At 62.8% G+C, this 17,778-nt stretch carries 21 protein-coding genes and 1 pseudogene; 8 read left to right on the top strand and 14 right to left on the bottom strand.

Features of this window, described 5'->3' with window-relative positions:
* Window positions 1–96 precede the first annotated feature (96 nt).
* Entirely contained in the window at window positions 97–363 is a 267-nt protein-coding gene (locus FJ956_RS21860) for a hypothetical protein (RefSeq protein ID WP_246681612.1), read from the top strand.
* On the opposite strand, the gene FJ956_RS21855 is transcribed toward FJ956_RS21860, so the two are convergent.
* Entirely contained in the window at window positions 360–761 is a 402-nt protein-coding gene (locus FJ956_RS21855; protein WP_140681812.1) for a GFA family protein, read from the bottom strand. The two genes, FJ956_RS21860 and FJ956_RS21855, sit on opposite strands and share 4 nt — an antisense overlap.
* A 108-nt stretch (window positions 762–869) precedes the next feature.
* Here FJ956_RS21855 and FJ956_RS21850 point away from each other — a divergent pair, with 108 nt between their 5' ends.
* The 4 genes from FJ956_RS21850 to FJ956_RS21835 all read left to right on the top strand — a co-directional run bounded on the left by FJ956_RS21850 (window position 870) and on the right by FJ956_RS21835 (window position 3,834).
* A complete protein-coding gene (locus FJ956_RS21850) occupies window positions 870–1,637 on the top strand; it encodes a TlyA family RNA methyltransferase (RefSeq protein WP_140681814.1) in 768 nt (255 codons plus the stop codon).
* A complete protein-coding gene (locus FJ956_RS21845; RefSeq protein WP_140681816.1) occupies window positions 1,634–2,875 on the top strand; it encodes a class I SAM-dependent RNA methyltransferase in 1,242 nt (413 codons plus the stop codon). The genes FJ956_RS21850 and FJ956_RS21845 overlap by 4 nt, the downstream gene beginning before the upstream one ends.
* A gap of 88 nt (window positions 2,876–2,963) precedes the next feature.
* On the top strand, window positions 2,964–3,335 hold the full coding sequence (locus FJ956_RS21840; RefSeq protein ID WP_140681818.1) for an antitoxin Xre/MbcA/ParS toxin-binding domain-containing protein: 372 nt from the start codon (window positions 2,964–2,966) through the stop codon (window positions 3,333–3,335).
* Window positions 3,328–3,834, top strand: a complete 507-nt coding sequence (locus FJ956_RS21835; RefSeq protein ID WP_140681820.1) for an RES domain-containing protein — start codon at window positions 3,328–3,330, stop codon at window positions 3,832–3,834. The genes FJ956_RS21840 and FJ956_RS21835 overlap by 8 nt, the downstream gene beginning before the upstream one ends.
* Window positions 3,835–3,840: 6 nt before the next feature.
* Here the strand turns inward: FJ956_RS21835 and FJ956_RS21830 are convergent, their stop codons facing one another.
* The 6 genes and pseudogenes from FJ956_RS21830 to FJ956_RS21805 form a co-directional block, all read right to left on the bottom strand.
* On the bottom strand, window positions 3,841–4,275 hold the full coding sequence (locus FJ956_RS21830; RefSeq protein WP_140681822.1) for a hypothetical protein: 435 nt from the start codon (window positions 4,273–4,275) through the stop codon (window positions 3,841–3,843).
* Window positions 4,276–5,068: 793 nt separating this feature from the next.
* Window positions 5,069–5,740 carry a transglutaminase-like cysteine peptidase gene (locus tag FJ956_RS21825; RefSeq protein ID WP_181170323.1) on the bottom strand — a complete coding sequence of 224 codons (672 nt, stop codon included), beginning with the start codon at window positions 5,738–5,740 and terminating at the stop codon, window positions 5,069–5,071.
* A 199-nt stretch (window positions 5,741–5,939) separates the two neighbouring features.
* Window positions 5,940–6,216: pseudogene (locus FJ956_RS21820) on the bottom strand (AbrB/MazE/SpoVT family DNA-binding domain-containing protein).
* Between the two features lie 39 nt (window positions 6,217–6,255).
* Window positions 6,256–7,668: a metalloprotease TldD gene (tldD, locus tag FJ956_RS21815; protein WP_140681826.1), complete on the bottom strand. Its 1,413-nt coding sequence runs from the start codon at window positions 7,666–7,668 to the stop codon at window positions 6,256–6,258.
* 96 nt (window positions 7,669–7,764) lie between these two features.
* Window positions 7,765–8,232, bottom strand: coding sequence for a YbjN domain-containing protein (locus FJ956_RS21810; RefSeq protein ID WP_181170324.1), 468 nt, complete (start codon window positions 8,230–8,232; stop codon window positions 7,765–7,767).
* 72 nt (window positions 8,233–8,304) lie between these two features.
* Window positions 8,305–8,844, bottom strand: a complete 540-nt coding sequence (locus FJ956_RS21805) for an invasion associated locus B family protein (protein WP_140681830.1) — start codon at window positions 8,842–8,844, stop codon at window positions 8,305–8,307.
* 328 nt (window positions 8,845–9,172) lie between these two features.
* Here FJ956_RS21805 and coxB point away from each other — a divergent pair, with 328 nt between their 5' ends.
* From coxB to FJ956_RS21790, 3 genes are read left to right on the top strand one after another with little or no spacing between them, the layout of a single operon-like run.
* Window positions 9,173–10,057, top strand: coding sequence for a cytochrome c oxidase subunit II (gene coxB, locus FJ956_RS21800; protein WP_140681832.1), 885 nt, complete (start codon window positions 9,173–9,175; stop codon window positions 10,055–10,057).
* Window positions 10,058–10,095: 38 nt separating this feature from the next.
* On the top strand, window positions 10,096–11,745 hold the full coding sequence (gene ctaD / locus FJ956_RS21795; protein WP_140781984.1) for a cytochrome c oxidase subunit I: 1,650 nt from the start codon (window positions 10,096–10,098) through the stop codon (window positions 11,743–11,745).
* A gap of 35 nt (window positions 11,746–11,780) precedes the next feature.
* Complete coding sequence (locus tag FJ956_RS21790) at window positions 11,781–12,410, top strand: Tim44/TimA family putative adaptor protein (protein WP_181181046.1); 630 nt, start codon at window positions 11,781–11,783, stop codon at window positions 12,408–12,410.
* 119 nt (window positions 12,411–12,529) lie between these two features.
* Here the strand turns inward: FJ956_RS21790 and FJ956_RS21785 are convergent, their stop codons facing one another.
* The 7 genes from FJ956_RS21785 to FJ956_RS21755 form a co-directional block, all read right to left on the bottom strand.
* Window positions 12,530–13,351, bottom strand: a complete 822-nt coding sequence (locus tag FJ956_RS21785) for a universal stress protein (RefSeq protein ID WP_140680952.1) — start codon at window positions 13,349–13,351, stop codon at window positions 12,530–12,532.
* Between the two features lie 182 nt (window positions 13,352–13,533).
* Window positions 13,534–13,830 (bottom strand): hypothetical protein, encoded by a 297-nt coding sequence (locus FJ956_RS21780; protein ID WP_140680950.1) that lies wholly within the window; start codon window positions 13,828–13,830, stop codon window positions 13,534–13,536.
* A gap of 79 nt (window positions 13,831–13,909) precedes the next feature.
* Complete coding sequence (locus FJ956_RS21775; RefSeq protein ID WP_140680948.1) at window positions 13,910–15,439, bottom strand: FAD-dependent oxidoreductase; 1,530 nt, start codon at window positions 15,437–15,439, stop codon at window positions 13,910–13,912.
* A 404-nt stretch (window positions 15,440–15,843) separates the two neighbouring features.
* Window positions 15,844–16,500: a fructose-6-phosphate aldolase gene (gene fsa, locus FJ956_RS21770; protein WP_140680946.1), complete on the bottom strand. Its 657-nt coding sequence runs from the start codon at window positions 16,498–16,500 to the stop codon at window positions 15,844–15,846.
* Window positions 16,501–16,643: 143 nt separating this feature from the next.
* The gene (locus FJ956_RS21765) at window positions 16,644–17,015 is read right to left on the bottom strand and encodes a DUF488 domain-containing protein (protein WP_140680944.1); all 372 of its coding nucleotides are present in this window, start codon (window positions 17,013–17,015) and stop codon (window positions 16,644–16,646) included.
* Window positions 17,012–17,221, bottom strand: a complete 210-nt coding sequence (locus FJ956_RS21760) for a hypothetical protein (RefSeq protein WP_140680942.1) — start codon at window positions 17,219–17,221, stop codon at window positions 17,012–17,014. The genes FJ956_RS21765 and FJ956_RS21760 overlap by 4 nt, the downstream gene beginning before the upstream one ends.
* Window positions 17,222–17,259: 38 nt before the next feature.
* Window positions 17,260–17,667, bottom strand: coding sequence for a cytochrome c family protein (locus FJ956_RS21755; protein WP_140680940.1), 408 nt, complete (start codon window positions 17,665–17,667; stop codon window positions 17,260–17,262).
* Window positions 17,668–17,778: the final 111 nt, after the last annotated feature.

Here is a 17,778-nt window from a genome sequence, read left to right as displayed (position 1 = left end):
TCGCTTACCCTGTCTCTTGGCCGATTTTCAACGGCGCCCTGCTAGAAGCTCGAGCCAGGCAGGGAGACAACCAAAATGAAAGCGCTTCTGTGCGGAGTGGCCCTTTTGGCGGCCGTGACGGCGCCGGCGGCAGCCGAAACGCGTTACGACCGCAACCTTGAAAAGGCGGTGCTGGATATCGTTGCCGGCAAGATGGGCAATATTCGCGGCGGCTTCTCCTATAAGCAGGTTCCTCAACTCGTCGTGCCGCCGGATGCTACGCCCGTCGCGCCCACTCCGGTTGAGCCGCCGCGCAAGGAAGCCTCCGGCAATGACGGCCTGATGCCCGCCATCGAGCGCCAGGTCTCGCGCACTATTTTTTAGAACCACATATCGCGCACGCAGCGGCCGTCGCGCGGCAGGTCGTCGAAACTATCCAAGCCGTCGAAATGGTCGATCGGCAGGTCGGCGACCTCCTCGGGCGGCGCAAGCCTGACATTGACGGCGATACGCGTGCGGCCGCTTTCGCCGGAGCGCAGGCCACGCCAGGCGACCACGCAGGCGCAGGTCGGACAGAACAGGATTTCCAGCGCGGGCTCCGCCACCTCGGCGCGTGTGTACGATTTCAGCGGTCCGGCGACGCGGATGCGCTCGTCGACATAGTCATAGGCCCAGAGCGCTCCGTAGCGACGGCAAAGCGTGCAATTGCATGCGGTGATTCCACCGGGATCGCCTTCCAGCGTCCAATGAACTGCGCCGCAATGACAGGTACCCTTCAGCATTGCCCACCTCCACCGGCTGACGAACGGCCCGTTCCTGTCGGCATTCTGCAGCCCCTTGCGCCATATTCAACCATTGCGTTCGCGCCCGGCTTTCGCCAATGAAGGCCGATGAGTTCCCCTTTGCCAGCCAGCCGGCGCCAGCGGCTCGACGAACTGCTCGTCGGGCGCGGTCTGTTTGCCAGCCGTTCGCGCGCCCGTGACGCGATCGAGCGCGGCACGGTGACGGTTGACGGCGCCGTTGCCCGCAAGCCCGGCCAGCCTGTCGCGCCGGACTGCCTGATCGCCATCGACGATCCGGCGCAGGCCTATGTGTCGCGCGCGGCGCTGAAGCTGATCGCCGGCCTCGACCGTTTCGGCCTCGATCCTTGCGGAAGCGAGGCGCTCGACATCGGCGCCTCGACCGGCGGCTTCACCCAGGTGCTGCTCGAGCGCGGCGCGGCCCATGTCACAGCGATCGATGTCGGCCATGGCCAGATCCACCCCGACGTTGCCGGCGACCCGTGCGTGACGGTGATCGAAGGGCTGAACGCCCGCGACCTGACGGCAGCCGATCTCGGCGGCCGCGTTCCCGGTTTCCTTGTCTGCGACGTCAGCTTCATCTCGCTGAAGCTGGCGCTGCCGCCGGCGCTGGAATTGGCGGGCGATGGCGCCAAGGCAGTTCTGCTGGTCAAGCCGCAATTCGAGGCCGGGCGCGAGGCCATCGGCAAGGGCGGCCTGCTCAAGGATCCGGGCGATGCCGACCGGATTGCCGCAAATTTGCGCGACTGGCTGGCCGGCATTCCCGGCTGGCGCGTGCTGGGACTCCAGCCGTCGCCGATCGAAGGCGGCGACGGCAACCGCGAGTTCCTGCTCGCCGCCATGAAGGACGGGCGATGAGCACACGCTTCACCGTTGCAAGGCTGGGCTCGCAGGGCGACGGTATCGCCAATGCCGAAGACGGGGAGGTCTTCATCCCGTTCACGCTGCCGGGCGAAACGGTAACGGCCGCGCGCCAGAAGGACCGCGCCGCGCTGATGTCGGTATTGGAAGCCTCGCCGCTCAGGATCGATCCGGCCTGCCGCCATTTCACCGAATGCGGCGGCTGCGCGCTGCAGCATTACGAGGCTGAAGCCTACCGGCAATGGAAGCGCGAGAAGGTTGTGCACGCGCTGAAGGCCAAGGGCATTGCTTGCGAGATCGCTGCGCTGGTGCCTTGCGCGCCGCATACCCGCCGCCGCGTCACCTTCAGCGCCAGGCGCACGGACGCCGGCATGCTGCTCGGCTTCGTGCGCGCGCTGTCTTCCGAGATTATCCCGATCGAGGAATGCCCGATCTCGCTGCCGACGATCGTCTCGGCGCTCGATAAATTGCGCGCCCTGGCCGACCTGGTCTGCGCCACGCCGAAGGCGTTCCATATGACGGTGACCGTCACGGCTTCGGGCCTCGACATTGCCGTCCATGATGCCGGCAAGCTTGGCGACCACCAGCGCCGCATCGCGTCGAATTTCGTGATGGCCGAAGGTCTGGCGCGGCTTTCCGTCGACGGCGAGATCGTCGTCGAGCCGAAGAAGCCGGTGGTGCAGTTCGGATCGGTCGCCGTCGCCGTGCCGCCCGGCGCCTTCCTGCAGGCGACGGAAGCCGCCGAGCAGGCGATGGCGAACCTTGTCGGCCAGCATCTGTCGCGCGCCAGGAAGGTCGCGGACCTGTTTGCCGGCTGCGGCAGCTTCGCGCTGCGGCTCAGCGCGAGGTCGGAAGTCCATGCCGTCGAAGGCGATGCGCCGGCGCTCGCAGCGCTCGACCGCGCCTTCCGCTTCGCCGGCGGCCTGAAGCGCGTGACCAGCGAACGCCGCGACCTGTTCCGCCGGCCGCTGACCTTCAAGGAGTTGAACCTCTTCGACGGAGTGGTCTTCGATCCGCCGCGCGCCGGCGCCGAGGACCAGTCGAAGCAGATCGCCCGTTCCGACGTGCCGCTGGTCGCCGCCGTCTCCTGCAATCCGGTGACGCTGGCGCGCGATCTGCGGATTCTTCTCGATGGCGGCTACACGCTGAAGAGTCTCACCCCAATCGACCAGTTTCTGTGGTCGTCGCATGTCGAGGCCGTGGCGCTTTTGGAGAAGCCGAGGAGAAGGCGTTAGACTGCTCCGGCTATCCGCTGCGCTTGAATTGCGCGCGGATTGGGCTTATTTTTACATCACCTAAGTAAAAACGCGCCAGGAAATCGCCATGGGTCCCGCAATGCTTGAAATTCCGGCGTCGCGCTTCGGCGAGGAACGGTCGCCGTACCTGTCAGCGCGGCGTGTCGCCGAATTGCTCGGCGTCAACCTGACTGAATTGGCCGGCCTGATTGGTGTCGCGCGCAACACGCTCGCCGCCGGCACCGGCGCGCGTAAGGTCGACGCCGCGCTGAGCCCCGTCGTTCGCATTCTGGCGATGGCAGGCGAGATGGCCGGCGGTGATCAGCGCGCTGCCATCTGGTTCAAGCACCAGCCCATCCCCGGCTGGGCCGGAAAGACGGCCTACGATCTCGTTCGCGAGGGCAAGACGGACAAGGTGCTTGCCTATTTGGAGGCCGTCCGCTCCGGCGTCTATGCGTGAAACCAAGCTGACGCTGTGGCGCGCCTTCGTGCCGCGGTGGGCTTACCTGCCGCTTTCCGGCGAAGGCGCGGCCCGCTTTGGCGGTCGTTGGAACCCGCTAGGCGCTCCGACGATCTACGCGGCGCAAGAACTGTCCACCGCCTGGGCCGAGTACAATCAGGGTTTTGTCCAGCACCCGGCTTTGATCGCTCAACTGGAACTTTCGGGCGCTCGGCTGGCCGATCTGACCGACGCCGCCACATTGGCCGGCCTCGGCGTCACCGCGGCCATTCATCGATGCGAGTGGCGGGACCTGTTGGATCGAGGACTGGTGCCCGAGACGCACCAGCTTCGCGACCGCCTGCTGGTCGATGGGATGCACGGCGTGATCTACCCATCCTTCATGTCGCCCGGCGGCACCTGTGTTGCGCTCTGGCACTGGAACGGGAACGGCGCGCCGCGTCTTGACGTCGTCGATCCCGACAATCGCCTGCCGAAAACGCCGGCATCGTGGCTATAGAACGGTTCAAACGGCCGGGAGGAATTCATCGTGCTGGCGCCACCGCCGCCGCCGGTCGGTGTCTTCGTCCTGCCGAGCCCGGTCTTCGTACCGATGCCACGCTGGTTCAATCCGCCGCATGACATCGTGCCGCCGCCGAACGACATCATCTTCAACAACATCCACAACACGACCGTCATCGACAACACGACGATCAACGAGAACGGCAATGCGCCCGGCGGCCTGACCACCGGCCAGAAGCTGACCGCCGGCGCGGTCGGGCTGTGTGCCGCCGCTGCTGCAGAAGCGGGCAGCACTCAAGCAAGGCAAGCAGCCGGGCTTGGCGACGCCCCTGGAAACGCCCTTGTCGAAGACGCTTGCCACCGAGCACGCTTTGCCCGGAGCCGACGGCAAGACGCTGCCGCTCGCCAACGGCAAGACGGTTCCGCTGGTGAACGGCAAGACGCTGCCGCTCGTCAACGGCAAGCCGGCGGTGGCGGACAGTCACCTGAGGACGCTGGGCAAGCAGGGCGAGGTCGTCACCGGAGAGGGCTCCGCGGCGCAGGCCGGCAAGGGCAAGTTCCACAAGCTGCCGACCGTCAACGGCGTGCCTGTCGCGAATGGCCCGACGCTCCAGGACAAGCTCGGGAAGAACAACCCCACAATCTTGTCCGATCAGAATGGCGGCAAGCCAAAGAAGTTCACGCGCAAGGATCTTGACGCCGGCGAGCCGCTGGCTTCGAACGGGCAAGGGCTGGGCGGCGACAGGAGCAAGAAGTTCCGCAAGCCGACCGGCGTCGGTGGCGCACAGGCCGGCGCGGAAGCCAGTGTCCAGCACGATCTCAAGGTCAACAAACCGAAGGTGCAGGTGCTGTCCAGGCAGGAAAAGCCGACGTTCCACGTCGAGCCGAAAGCCCAGTCCATCCGCAGGAGCGGCGTCTGGCGCAGCAGCCCAGGCAGCAGGCGGGCAAGAAGCCGACCTGCGGGCATCCCGGCGAGCCGCCGCCCTGCAGGCAGTAGCTGTCACGGCGGCGCCGCGGTTGATGAGCCGGACTTTCCGGCCATCAACGTCGCCCGACCATCAACGTTGCAAGACTGGAAGCGCTGGTCCGCGGCGCCTCCCTTGGCGGAGACCGGCCGCGCGCATGGGCAGCTAGAGCATGATCCCGAAAAGTGGGAACCGGTTTTCGGAGAAAGATCATGCCCTAACAAAGAGTTAGACCGTGATAGCGATTCAACGAAACGCCATCACGGTCTAAGAGCTTGGTGTCAGCCGTTTCGCCGTGCCGCCACGCTGGTTGATCGAAACCCAGGTGTTCGGGTTCTGCTGCGACTGGCGCTTCAGGAAATAATAGCCGGTGGCGTTCCAGGGGCGGATCTCGTCGACCAGATTGTCCAGGACGAGATCGCCCTTGTCGGTCTTCACCGTCAGGATGGTGTGGCCCTCATTGTGAAGGTCGCGCACCACCGTCATCAGCAGCGCCTGCCGGGGAAATCCCGCTTCCTGGAGAAGCTTGCGCTTGTAGAGCGCGTAGATCTTGCAATCGCCCTTGCCGTCCACCGGATAGTCCCAGTGGTCCATCGTCGTGCCCCAGTGATCGTAATTGCTGACGGGCTTGATCGAGCGGTTCGCCTTCTGGTTTACCCGCTTGAGGATGCTCATGCTCTGCGCGGTCAGCTTGACGCTTGTGGCAGGCAGGGCAGGGACTTTGCACTCTCTCGGCCGGCGATGACAGAAATCGAGCCAGCCATAGGGAACGCTGGTGCTGCCGCCTACGGTGGCGGAGCTCGCAACAAGTCGTGTCGTCGTTAGCTTGAACAGCGACGACTGCGCCGCTGCAGGGCCGAGTTGCAGCGACGAAACGCCAACCAACGAAACAAGGCCAAGGAGGAACGAAGAGGTCGGGACACCAGGGGATCGCTTCACTGCCAACACCACCGCAACGAGGAGATTGGCGACAGGCTAATGCGCAAATGCCGGCCCCGCCAATTAAACAATTAATAATGTCCTAACACGATTGTGTTCACTTCAAGGTGGGGATGCGTTGAAGCCGAAATCAACCCGCCTGGTGCGCCGGGACTGCTCGGGATGGTCGTTCGTCAGACAGCGAACGATAGCGTTCGTATCAATCGGGAGCGTGGCGCCGCCGTGCTTCGGCGAGGACGCCCGCATCCATTTCTTCCAGTGTCTTCGGCGCGCCGCCGGATGGCAGGCAGCCAAAGACATCGTTCGGCCGCGTCGCCGCGAAACACGGACGCCAGCTTCAAAAGCACTCCCTCAGCCGTTTCCTCGACCTCGAGCCTCGTTCCTGGGCCCCACTCTCTCCGTTTCCGGATGGCGCTGGGCAGGATCACTTGCCCCTTGGTCGAGACGGTGGTCGTAAGCTTTTCAGAGGTGGTCATAGCACCTTACCGATGTAAGACGAAGGTATCGGTCAGGCCTCAAACCCTGGTGCCGCCCACCGTCATCTGGTTCATCCGCAGATGCGGCTGGCCGACGCCGACAGGCACGCCCTGTCCGGCCTTGCCGCACATGCCGATGCCGCTGTCGAGCTTCATGTCGTTGCCGATCATGCTGACGCGGTGCATGGCATCCGGCCCGTTGCCGATCAGCATCGCGCCCTTGATCGGCTGCGTCACCTTGCCGTTCTCGATCATGTAGGCCTCGGTGCAGCTGAACACGAACTTGCCCGACGTGATGTCGACCTGGCCGCCGCCGAAGGAAACGGCGTAGATGCCGTTCTTGACCGAGGCGATGATTTCTTCCGGCTCCATGTCGCCCGCGGTCATGTAGGTGTTGGTCATGCGCGGCATCGGCTGGTGCGCATAGCCCTCGCGCCGGCCGTTGCCGGTCGCCTTCATGCCCATCAGCCGGGCGTTCTGGCGGTCCTGCATATAGCCGACCAGTTTGCCGTCATCGATCAGCACGTTGCGCGCCGAAGGCGTTCCTTCGTCGTCGACGGTGAGCGAGCCGCGCCGATCGAGGATGGTGCCGTCGTCGACCACCGTGACGCCTTTTGCCGCCACCTGTTGGCCCATCAGGCCGGCGAAGGCCGATGTCTTCTTGCGGTTGAAGTCGCCTTCGAGTCCGTGGCCGACCGCCTCGTGCAGCATCACCCCCGGCCAGCCGCTGGAGAGCACGATGTCGAACGTGCCGGCCGGCGCCGGGACCGCTTCCAGATTGACCAGCGCCTGCCGCAGCGCCTCGTTTGCCGCATGCTTCCAGCTCTCCTCGCCGACGAACTCGCCAAAGCTCTTGCGGCCGCCCATGCCGTAGGAGCCGCTCTCCTGCCGGTCGCCATCGCCGACCACGACGGAAACGTTGATCCGGACCAGCGGGCGGATATCGCGCACGATCTGGCCGTCGCCGCGCACGATCTCGACATGTTGCCACGAGGCGGCGAGCGAAGCCGTCACCTGGCGCACGCGCGGATCCTTCGCGCGCAGCCAGCCGTCGATCTCCTGCAACAGCTTGACCTTGGCCTCGAAGGAAGGCGAGGGGATCGGGTTCTCGTCGCCATAGAGGTGGCGGTTGGTGCGGGCGGGCGCTCCGGCCAATGTGCCGGAATAGCCGCCCTTGACCGCCGAGACGGCGTCGGCCGCGCGCTTGAGCGAGGCTTCGGAGAGATCGCTGGAATGCGCATAGCCGCTGGCCTCGCCAGCCACGGCGCGCAGGCCGAATCCCTGATCGGTGTTGAAATTGGCCGTCTTCAGCCGGCCGTTGTCGAACATCAGCGCTTCGCTCTCGCTGTATTCGAGAAACAGCTCGCCGTCGTCGGCACCCTTGATGGTCTCGGTGACGATCTCCTTGACGCGATCGTCGGAAATGTCGAATTGGCCGATCAGGCTGTTCATGGCAAATCCATTCTTGGAAACAAATCGTTCCGACGGATGTAGGCGCGAAGCCGCCGTCGCACAATCGTCAACAGGGCCAAGTCGGCGATTGCGCCGTCACTCGCCGCTCAGGAAGCCCTTGATGTTGTCGGCCATCGTGTTCCAGTTGGAAAACTGCTCCTCCAGATTGGCCCTGGTGATGCCGCCGGCGAAGGAGACATCCATCTTGAAGTTCGAGCCGTCGCCGGCATAGGCCTTTACCCAGCGGTATTTCGCGTTCCAGGCGTTGGCCTGGTCGGCGGTCAACGGGTCGGTGTAGCCGGTCGAGAATTGCAGCGACTTGCAGTTCTCGTGATCCTCGCAGCCATAGAAATAGATCACGTATTTGACGCCCTCGATCCGCCCGGAAAGCATCGGATCGCCATTGTCGTCCTTGTACATCCTGGCCGAGCCGAAGCCATTGGCGATGTCGAGGATCGCCGCCGGGTCGGGCGTCTGGAGGATTTCGGCATCCTCGGCCCGTACGGCCGAAACCGTGCCGGCCAGCGCCAGACCGGCAATGAAAGCGGATAAATTCGCGCGCATTGAGCCTCCTGGCAGCCAAATGCGCATTCGCCACCGGACCTCAGCGTCAGGAGCGGCGCATGGGCAAGAAGATCAAGGTAGGGCGGCGAAGCCGTCCGCAAAGCCCTTGAGATCGACGGGAATGCCGATGCCTTCCTCGGGCGTCTGGAAGACGATGAAGGTGGCCGACGTGCCGCTCTTCAGCGTGTCGAGCAGCGGCTTTTCAAGGATCACCTCGGCGTAGCAGCCGTCCTGGAAGCAGCGCACGAAATAGGCGCGGCCGATATCCTTGCCGTCGACATTGAGGCCGAGGCCGTTGGGGAGCAGCACGCCGAGCGGCGCCAGCACGCGCAGGATCTCGGCCTTGTTGTCGGCGGTGCGCAGCACCACCACCGAAAGCCCCATTTCAGGGCGGTCCTCGGCGACGACGTTCTGCATCATCACGCATTGCTCGGAGGTAGCGCCTGCGGGCGTATCGCAGATGATCGACCACGCGCCATGCGTCGACTTCACCGTGCCGCTCGGCGGCGAGGCGTTGTTCGGCGAGGCAGCGGCGCCAACGGCTACGCCGACACCGAGCAAGGCGACGGCAAGGACGACCTTCGCCAGGGTTCTCGAAAGCCAGGAAGTCATAACGGCTCCATTGCGAATCACGGCACTTTAAGCCGCGCCGGGGCCAAGTAAAGGACGAGACCGCCGCCGGCCCGCCCCGATACCGGCAATTCCATGCTTTTCCAAAGCAAATTCGCCCGAATTGCGACCGTGGCGCATATAGCGCGGCGAGCGCCGAACACGGCCTTCGGCTTGCGCGCAAAAATGCCGCACGGTTTCCTCCGCTCCTTCCTTGCGGAGGGAAATAGAGTATGGTTTGAACCACCCTAGGGACAGACCGGGATTCCCAATCCTGGCATCGTCGATTATTGGTGCGATCGGATCGCGGGAAGTGGGAGACGAGAGGGCGATGAGGAAATTCCTGGCAAGCGCTGAATTCTTGGCAGGTGCGGCAGCTTCGGCCGTGCTCTTCTCCAGCGCGGCGGCCCATGCCGACCAGCCGCGGCCATGGGAGGTGACCTTCCAGGCCCCGGCGACCGACATGATGCGGCAGATCGAGCGGTTCGGGAACTACACCATGTGGTTCATCGTCCCGATCACCATTCTCGTTCTGCTGCTGCTGGTGGTCTGCATCTTCAAGTTCCGCGCCAGCGTCAATCCGGTGCCGTCCAACACCAGCCACAACACACTGATCGAGGTGATCTGGACGGTCGGGCCGGTGATCGTGCTTTTGCTGATCGCTATTCCCTCCTTCCAGCTGCTCACCGCGCAATACACCCCGCCGGAGGAAGCCAAGCTCACCGTCAAGGCGACCGGCAACCAGTGGAACTGGGATTACGAGTACCAGGTCGACAAGACCTTCTCCTTCAACTCGGCGGTTCTCCAGGATGCCGACCGTGCCAAGGCCGGCAAGGAAGACCGCGGCCTCTATCCGCGCCTGCTCGCGGTCGACAACGAGCTGGTCGTGCCGGTCAACACCATGACCCGCGTGCTGATCACCGCCACCGACGTCATCCACTCCTTCGCGGTGCCGTCCTTCGGCATCAAGATGGACGCCGTTCCAGGCCGCACCAACGAGACCTGGTTCAAGGCGGAGAAGGAAGGCCTCTACTACGGCCAGTGCTCGCAGCTCTGCGGCAAGGACCATGCCTTCATGCCGATCGCCGTCCGCGTCGTGTCCGATGCGCAGTTCAAGACCTGGCTGGATACGGCCAAGACCGACGTGCCCGCCGCCAACAAGGCGCTGATGGCCGAGATCGATGGTACCAACAAGGTAGCGGCCGCCGGCAACTGATGCCGCGGGTTAGCAAGATTTAGGGAACGGAGCGGAACATGGCAGAGGCTGCAGCTCACGATCACGACGACCACAGGCCGCGGGGCTGGGTCCGCTGGGTCTACTCGACCAACCACAAGGACATCGGCACGCTCTACCTGATCTTCGCGATCATTGCCGGCATCGTCGGCGGCGCGCTCTCGGTCGCCATCCGCATGGAGCTGCAGGAGCCGGGCATCCAGATCTTCAGCGGCCTGGCGCAGATGGTCTACGGCATGCAGGGCGACGCCGCCATCGACGGCGGCAAGAGCATGTACAACGCCTTCGGCGCCGCGCACGGCCTGATCATGATCTTCTTCATGGTCATGCCGGCGCTGATCGGCGGCTTCGCCAACTGGATGGTGCCGATCATGATCGGCGCGCCGGACATGGCGTTTCCGCGCATGAACAACATCTCATTCTGGCTGCTGGTGATGGCGTTCATCCTTTTCATAACCTCGATGTTCGTGCCGGGAGCGCCCGGCACCCTTGGCCATGGCGGCGGCTGGACGCTTTATCCGCCGCTTTCGACCTCCGGCCAGCCAGGTCCCGCGGTCGACCTCGTCATCCTTTCGATCCACCTTGCGGGAGCATCATCTATCCTCGGCGCGATCAACTTCATCACGACGATCTTCAACATGCGCGCACCAGGAATGACGATGCACAAGATGCCGCTGTTCGCCTGGTCGATGCTGGTGACGGCCTTCATGTTGCTGATGTCGCTGCCGGTGCTTGCCGGCGCGATCACGATGCTGCTCACGGACCGCAACTTCGGCACGACCTTCTTCGTCCCGGACGGCGGCGGTGATCCGATCCTCTACCAGCACCTGTTCTGGTTCTTCGGTCATCCGGAGGTCTATATCATGATCCTGCCTGGTTTCGGCATCATCAGCCATGTCATCTCGACCTTCGCCAAAAAACCGATCTTCGGCTACATCGGCATGGCCTATGCGATGGTGGCCATCGGCATGATCGGCTTCGTCGTTTGGGCGCACCATATGTATACGACCGGCATCTCCGTCGACGCCCAGCGTTACTTCGCCTTCGCCTCGATGGTGATCGCCGTTCCGACAGGCGTGAAGGTGTTTTCGTGGCTGGCTACGATGTGGGGCGGGTCGATGGAATTCAAGACGCCCATGCTGTGGGCTCTTGGCTTCGTCCTGCTCTTCACCATTGGCGGCGTCACCGGGATCATGGTCGCCAGCCCCGGCATAGACCGCTCGTTGCACGACACCTACTTCGTGATTGCTCACTTCCACTATGTGCTGTCTTTGGGAGCGGTCTTCGCCATCTTCGCGGGCTTCTATTACTGGTTCCCCAAGATGACCGGCTACATGTACAGCGAGACCTTGGGAAAACTGCATTTCTGGACGATGTTCATCGGCGTCAATCTCGTCTTCTTCCCGCAGCATTTCCTCGGCATGGCCGGAATGCCGCGCCGCTACGCCGACTATCCCGATGCCTTCGCCGGCTGGAATTTCGTCTCCTCGATCGGATCCTACATCTCGACCGCGGGGCTGATCATCTTCTTCGTCGCGGTCGCTGAAGCCTTCAGCCGCAAGCGTCCCGCCAGCGCCAATCCATGGGGCGCAGGGGCGACCACGCTTGAATGGCAGCTGCCCTCGCCGCCGCCATTCCATCAGTGGGAAAGGCTGCCCCGCATCCACTGATATGTGCATCTTCGACAAGTCGATGGGTGAATGTCATGAGCGAGACCACAGACCCGAACAGCCAGATCCTTCTCGTTGCGATCCTCGCGCTTTATTGGGCAATGCTTGCGAGTTGGAGCCAGCTTTTCTCGCGCTGGAACGAAGAGAGGGCCAAGCGGAACGCTGTGCCGTCGCAGCAGGACCCCAGTACCGAACACGCGACCTGCGCGGACATGTCCCAGGATGCGCTTCGCAAGTTCGACCCGGATTTCGACCTTGCTGCATTCCTGTCAGGCGCCAGGAGGGCCTATGAAGCCATCCTGCGGGCGTTTGCGGACAGTGACATCCAGAGCTTGAGGCGTCTTGTCGGGCCGGAAGTGCTTGCCGCCTTCGAGCGAGAAATCGTCGGGCGGCTGAATCGACGAGAAGTGCTGGAACTCACCTTCATAGGCACGGACGAAGCCAAGGTCGTCGACGCGTTCGTGGCGGATGATACCGCCCAGATCGTCGTTCGGTACGTTTCCGACGTGGTGAGCGTTACACGCTCGGCCGACAATGCTGTCGTCGCGGGCGATCCCCGGCAGATCGTCGAGATCATCGATACATGGACGTTCGCCTGTCAGACCCAGTCAAGGAGGCGCAATTGGATATTGATCGCCACCGAGGGCGAACAACATCAAGCCTGAGTTCTTGCGAGAGAGTCCGGCCGGCAGGCTTGTCTCGGTTAACGAGCAGCCAACCCAGCGGGGCTGGGATGCGTTCCCGAAATCTGGGTGGGGATGCGCCCCGCCATCGGTGCCGGCGATCAGTTCGACATGAGCCGGTTCAGCCGATCAGCTTCAAGTAGCGAGCGGGTAGCGCCGCCGAAGATCCACTCCCTGAACCTGCTGTGGCCGTATGCGCCGGATATGACGAGATCCGCGTTCATTGCGCCGGCGACGTCGGCGATCGTTCCGCCATTGGATTTTTCCGGAAACACTTCCGCCTTGGCCTCTACGCCATGCAGGTCCAGGAAGGCGACAACATCGTCGAGGCCGTTCCAGGTTCCGTCGGTTGGGCCGTCGTCGATCGTAATGACCCGAACCTCCTGAGCCATCTGCAAAAAGGGCATAGCATCTAGAACAGCGCGCCTGGCTTCACGCGTGTCCTTCCATCCGACCAGAACCTTGTTGATGCGGAAATTCTCCTGGTTGGTCGATGCCACGAATACGGGCCGACCGGCCTGAAGGATCAGATTGCCGAGGTCGGTGGAACGATAGGCGTTGCCGAAACTGGCGCCCTCGGGCGAGGTTGTGACGATGAGATCGGCCAAGCGCGCCGATTCGATCAGCACGCGGGTCGGATTGCCCACGGCCCCACGCCATTGAGTATGAACCGTCGCGCCAGCAATGCCTTCGAACTGTGCGTGGAGGTCCTCGAGCCGTCGCTTGATGTTCTTGCGCTGGCGCATCATGCTGTCCCCTTCGAAGGCCGTCCCACCTTCCATTACAACCGGCGGCGCGACATCGGCAGCCGACAGACCTATTAGGCGCGCGTCGAAGCGCTGGGCGAGATCGACTCCGAGCTTGACGACAGGTTCAACGATCCCGTCGATGTCTAGGTTGAGAACGATCGACCTGTATTCCATATCGGCTTTCCTTCCGTTGGCTGAGACGATGCCGGCTCGGCAAGCGGGAACGTCGACAGGTCTCGTCGCGAGACCTGGTTCGCAATGCGGCAATGGCCGATGGCTTGCCTCGTCCTGTAAACTCGATAAAGACGGTCGTTGCGGTGGAGCGTACGCCGACGGCGCGACCGTCAGGTCCCCGCCTACTCGAACATAATCCGAGCGGTGCCTCTTTTGGCGATCAAGGCTCTGCGAACCTCCTGAACCCGTTCAGCCTGCTGTTTGGTATAGGGGCCCATCGGCCGCGTCTTTTCATTGCCCCGACGGACCTGGCAGTACCAGCGACCGCTGTCGGAGAAGATTTCGACCGAGGTAGGCATCTGATGGGACTCTTGCCCGGCAACCTCCTTGGCAAACTCGACGATCTTTGAATGATGCTGAGTGGTTGCAACGATTTGCAAATCCCTGGGAACGTTGAATTCCTGTTGCAATGCGGACATAGATCGGTCTCCTTTCGTACGGCGACATACTCAGCTGCATCATTCTTGTTGCGCTCCCATCCGTGATCGAGAGCGCGTTCTAGCTTGCCGTTTGGCGCTCCATTTCCAGTTCAGCCTCCAGACTTTGCAGGTCGCGGAAGATCGAGGCGACAGCGAGCGTGCGCCCCTCGCGTTTGAAACGGAGCAGGCAGTCCCTGGCCGCGACGTCTCCATCGACCGAGATCTCGTCCCATCGCTCGGCATGGCCGACATAGTTGATGGGCACATCGTAATGCTGGCTCCAGAAGAACGGGACCGCGGTGAATTTCTCGCGATGGCCAAGCATGTTGAGTGCCGCGGTGCGACCTTGTCTCTCAGCAACCACCCAATGCTCCACCCGAAGATTCTCGCCACTATGAGGATCGGGCCACCGGGCAATGTCGCCGGCCGCGAAAATTCCGGGCTCGCTTGTTTCCAAAAACGCGTTCACCGCGACACCGCGATCGAGTTTGAGCCCGGCCTTTTCGGCGAGCCCGGTACGTGGCCTCACGCCGACGCCGGCCACGACGAAATCCGCCGCCAACGTGTCGCCGCTGCTGAGCTTCATCTTGCTGCCGTCGATGCTGGCCGCGGTGTCCTCAAGATGGAACACGACACCATTCTCCTCATGGAGGGTGCGGATGAAATCGCCCATCTGCGGTCCCAGGACCCGCTCCATAGGCCGTCTGTCCGGCGCCACGACATGAACGTCGATGCCGCGCGTGCGCAGCGCCGCCGCAACCTCCAGGCCGATGAAACTGGCGCCGAGCACGATGCAGCGTCGCGCATTCGCGGCCCTCTCGATGATCGCCTTGCAGTCGGCGACAGAACGCAGCGTGTGGATCCGTGATTGCTCCGCTCCTGGGATAGCAAGCCGAACCGGTTCGGCCCCCGTGGCAAGCAGCAGCCTTTCGTAAGGAATCGTGCCGCCATCCGACAGGACAACCTCGCGGGACCGCGGGTCGATGCGGTCGACCTTCGTATCGAGACGCAGGTCGATGTTGTTTTTCGAATAGAACTTCTCTCCGCGGAGCGGGATCCAATCCTCCGGCGCCTTGCCGGCGAGATAGTCCTTGGAGAGGTTCGGTCTGTCGACGGGCGGCGCCTGGTCATCGCTGATCATGACGATGCTGCCCTGGCATTGCTCGCGGCGCAGTGTCTCGGCGGCAGCGAAACCGGCCGCGCCACCGCCGACAATGACAATTCTTTCGGGAGCCGCGCCGCCACCTCGCGCCATGGGTGCCGTTCGCGGGCGCTTTCCCACCACGAATATCTTGTCTTCTCGCTGTTCCACCGACCAGCAGGCGAGCGGGTTCAAAGCGGGCGCGCGCAGGGCCTCGCCCGTGCGCAGGTCGAAGCACGCGTGATGCCACGGACACCGAACAGTGTCTTGTACTACAAGACCGGCGGCGAGCGGCCCGCCGTAATGCGTGCATGTGGCGCTGACCGCGAATACCTCGGTCCCACGGCGCACCAGCAGCACCTGCTCGTCGCCGCAATGGCCGACAAGCTTGCCGCCATCCTGCAGATCGGCGACCGCGATGCCCTGAACCAGATCCGGACCGTTTGATTTCGAATGGCTCCCAGCCATTTTCTTCTCCGTTGGCGATTCTCAATTCAAAATCGTTAGCTGGAGCCGCAATAGACTTCGCAAGCCCTGAACATGTTCCGTCCAGGCGCGCGCCTTCAGATTCTCGATTTCATTTTCACCAGAGTTCCCGACCAAAGCGGAACCGCTACGTCCCCAGTCTCCCGCCATTCAGGACCTCATGCAAACGAATTTAATGAGCAATTGGATGCATTTTTTGTGTTAGATTCCAAGACCATGCGCTCGACGGGCTAATGGGCATCTCGGCGGGTTCGGAGCCGGCGCGGGAAGTGAACTGCCAACCGGTTTGACGCGACGGTGTCATCCCAGCGCATCTGCTCCTCGACCAATTCGTCCATTTGGCTGCTAACGGCTTCGGCCATTTCCGACAGCCGGCCTGGGCGACCTTAAAGGATCGCTTGCCCCGTCTTGCCCCAGTCCGCGAGAAAGGAAGCCAGACCCTTGTCGGTGAGCGGGTGTTTGGCAAGGCTTCGAAGTATTGCTGGGGGAATGGTCGCAATATCGGCGCCTGCGATTGCCGCCTCTTTGACGTGGAGTGGGGTGCGAATTGAAGACGCCAGGATTTCCGTCGTGAAGGATTCGTCATTGTCGTAGATCGCGCGGATTTCCCGGACCACTTCCATGCCGTCCAATCCGAGATCGTCGAGCCTGCCGACGAACGGCGAAATGAACGTCGCGCCAGCCTTGGCCGCAAGCAATGCCTGGTTTGCTGAAAAGCACAGGGTGACATTGACCTTGTGGCCGAGGTGAGCGAGCGCCCTACAAGCTCTGAACCCATCCCAGGTGGATGGCACCTTGACGGCCACGTTGGTGGCGATGCTCGCCAAACGCTCTCCTTCGGCGATCATGCCGTCGAAGTCGGTCGCGGTGACCTCCGCCGAAACCGGGCCTTCGATCGTCCCGCATATCTCCTTGATCACATCCCTGATCGGTCGACCGGTCTTCGAGATGAGCGACGGGTTCGTGGTCACCCCGTCGACAAATCCAGCCGCAGCAAGCTCCCGAATTTCAGATACATCTGCTGTATCGACAAAGAATTTCATTGTGCTTCTCCTCGCCGTGAACGTGCTCTCGGCGCTTGGATGAGGTTTCCTTCAGTTTGGTTCCAGAAAAGTGTTGCTGGGACCCGCTGTCGTGGTCACACGCCCAATGTCATCGATGGCAAAGGCAGCGCGGCGCGACGTCTCTACCGATGTCCCAGCAAAATCTCTCTCAGGACGACGGCGTCGTTGTGGGCCTCGTCGTGAGCCGAGTAGACGAGCGTGACGGCGCCCTGCAGTATCAGGTCACGCAGCCGGTCGAGCTCGTCGCGGTGCGCGTGGATTTCCGCCGCATATCGCCGACGGAATTCCTCCCAGCGGGCGGGATCGTGTCCGAACCATTTCCGAAGCTCGGTGCTTGGCGCGAGTTCTTTGATCCAGCAGTCGATGGCGGCGTCGGTCTTCTTGACCCCGCGCGGCCAAAGCCGGTCAATCAGCACCCGCGTGCCATCGTCGGCGGCAGGGCTCTCATATGCCCGCTTCAGTTTCACTCGCTCGTCGAAGACTTTTCCGCTCATCCGTCCGTCTCCTTTTCGCTGACGGCATCGAGAAGCTCGGAGAACTCCTTTCGAAGGATCATCTCGTCGGCCTGATCGGATACGATCACGAAGATGCTGCCGCGATATCGCTCGATCCAGTGATGGCCGGTTCCATGGCTTCGCAGGTAGTCACCGATCTGATGAACCGTGGAATACCCCAGGCCCCGATGCAGGAGGAACTTCATAAGGTTGTGCTTTGCAAGCCGGGACAGATCGTCCTGGCTCAGGGGGAGGCCTTCTGCCCTTGAGCGTTGAACTGTCTTAGATAGGCGATCACATCGGCGATCTCCTGATCCTTGCTGAGACCGGCGAATGTCATCTTCGTGCCTGGCACCAACTTGCGCGGCGCGTGCAGATATGTGGTCAGCGTCGATTCATCCCAGGTCAGGCCCGAATTCTTGTTCGCCGCGGAATAGTTGTAACCCGGGTAAGTGCCTGCCGCACGGCCAACGACGCCATTCAATACGGGCCCTACTCCGTTCTTGGCGTCGGGGCCGACCGCATGGCAGGCCATGCATCTCTTGAAGACCGAGGCGCCGGCGTCAGGATCGCCAGGAGATTTGTCCTGCGCCTGCGCAGAGCCGACTGCGGCGAGAACCGCGGTCGTCAATCCAAGAATGGTCGATTTCATCTTCGAGTGCTTTCAATGAGGGGCGGCTTGGTTGTCGCCAAGCCACCCTGGTTACATCGTTATTCGAAACGCACAGCCTGCCGGGTCCGAAGCGTGGATCGGGACCCGGCA

The organism is Mesorhizobium sp. B2-4-3 (genome assembly GCF_006442815.1).
Lineage (GTDB): Bacteria > Pseudomonadota > Alphaproteobacteria > Rhizobiales > Rhizobiaceae > Mesorhizobium.
This window is presented reverse-complemented; position numbering and strand designations above follow the sequence as displayed.

Bases quoted from the DNA above. Each gene is read 5' to 3' on its own strand.
- FJ956_RS21855 (WP_140681812.1), bottom strand. From the start codon at position 761: ATGCTGAAGGGTACCTGTCATTGCGGCGCAGTTCATTGGACGCTGGAA.
- FJ956_RS21850 (WP_140681814.1), top strand. From the start codon at position 870: ATGAGTTCCCCTTTGCCAGCCAGCCGGCGCCAGCGGCTCGACGAACTG.
- FJ956_RS21845 (WP_140681816.1), top strand. From the start codon at position 1,634: ATGAGCACACGCTTCACCGTTGCAAGGCTGGGCTCGCAGGGCGACGGT.
- FJ956_RS21840 (WP_140681818.1), top strand. From the start codon at position 2,964: ATGGGTCCCGCAATGCTTGAAATTCCGGCGTCGCGCTTCGGCGAGGAA.
- FJ956_RS21835 (WP_140681820.1), top strand. From the start codon at position 3,328: ATGCGTGAAACCAAGCTGACGCTGTGGCGCGCCTTCGTGCCGCGGTGG.
- tldD (WP_140681826.1), bottom strand. From the start codon at position 7,668: ATGAACAGCCTGATCGGCCAATTCGACATTTCCGACGATCGCGTCAAG.
- FJ956_RS21810 (WP_181170324.1), bottom strand. From the start codon at position 8,232: ATGCGCGCGAATTTATCCGCTTTCATTGCCGGTCTGGCGCTGGCCGGC.
- FJ956_RS21805 (WP_140681830.1), bottom strand. From the start codon at position 8,844: ATGACTTCCTGGCTTTCGAGAACCCTGGCGAAGGTCGTCCTTGCCGTC.
- coxB (WP_140681832.1), top strand. From the start codon at position 9,173: ATGAGGAAATTCCTGGCAAGCGCTGAATTCTTGGCAGGTGCGGCAGCT.
- ctaD (WP_140781984.1), top strand. From the start codon at position 10,096: ATGGCAGAGGCTGCAGCTCACGATCACGACGACCACAGGCCGCGGGGC.
- FJ956_RS21790 (WP_181181046.1), top strand. From the start codon at position 11,781: ATGAGCGAGACCACAGACCCGAACAGCCAGATCCTTCTCGTTGCGATC.
- FJ956_RS21785 (WP_140680952.1), bottom strand. From the start codon at position 13,351: ATGGAATACAGGTCGATCGTTCTCAACCTAGACATCGACGGGATCGTT.
- FJ956_RS21780 (WP_140680950.1), bottom strand. From the start codon at position 13,830: ATGTCCGCATTGCAACAGGAATTCAACGTTCCCAGGGATTTGCAAATC.
- FJ956_RS21775 (WP_140680948.1), bottom strand. From the start codon at position 15,439: ATGGCTGGGAGCCATTCGAAATCAAACGGTCCGGATCTGGTTCAGGGC.
- fsa (WP_140680946.1), bottom strand. From the start codon at position 16,500: ATGAAATTCTTTGTCGATACAGCAGATGTATCTGAAATTCGGGAGCTT.
- FJ956_RS21765 (WP_140680944.1), bottom strand. From the start codon at position 17,015: ATGAGCGGAAAAGTCTTCGACGAGCGAGTGAAACTGAAGCGGGCATAT.
- FJ956_RS21760 (WP_140680942.1), bottom strand. From the start codon at position 17,221: ATGAAGTTCCTCCTGCATCGGGGCCTGGGGTATTCCACGGTTCATCAG.
- FJ956_RS21755 (WP_140680940.1), bottom strand. From the start codon at position 17,667: ATGAAATCGACCATTCTTGGATTGACGACCGCGGTTCTCGCCGCAGTC.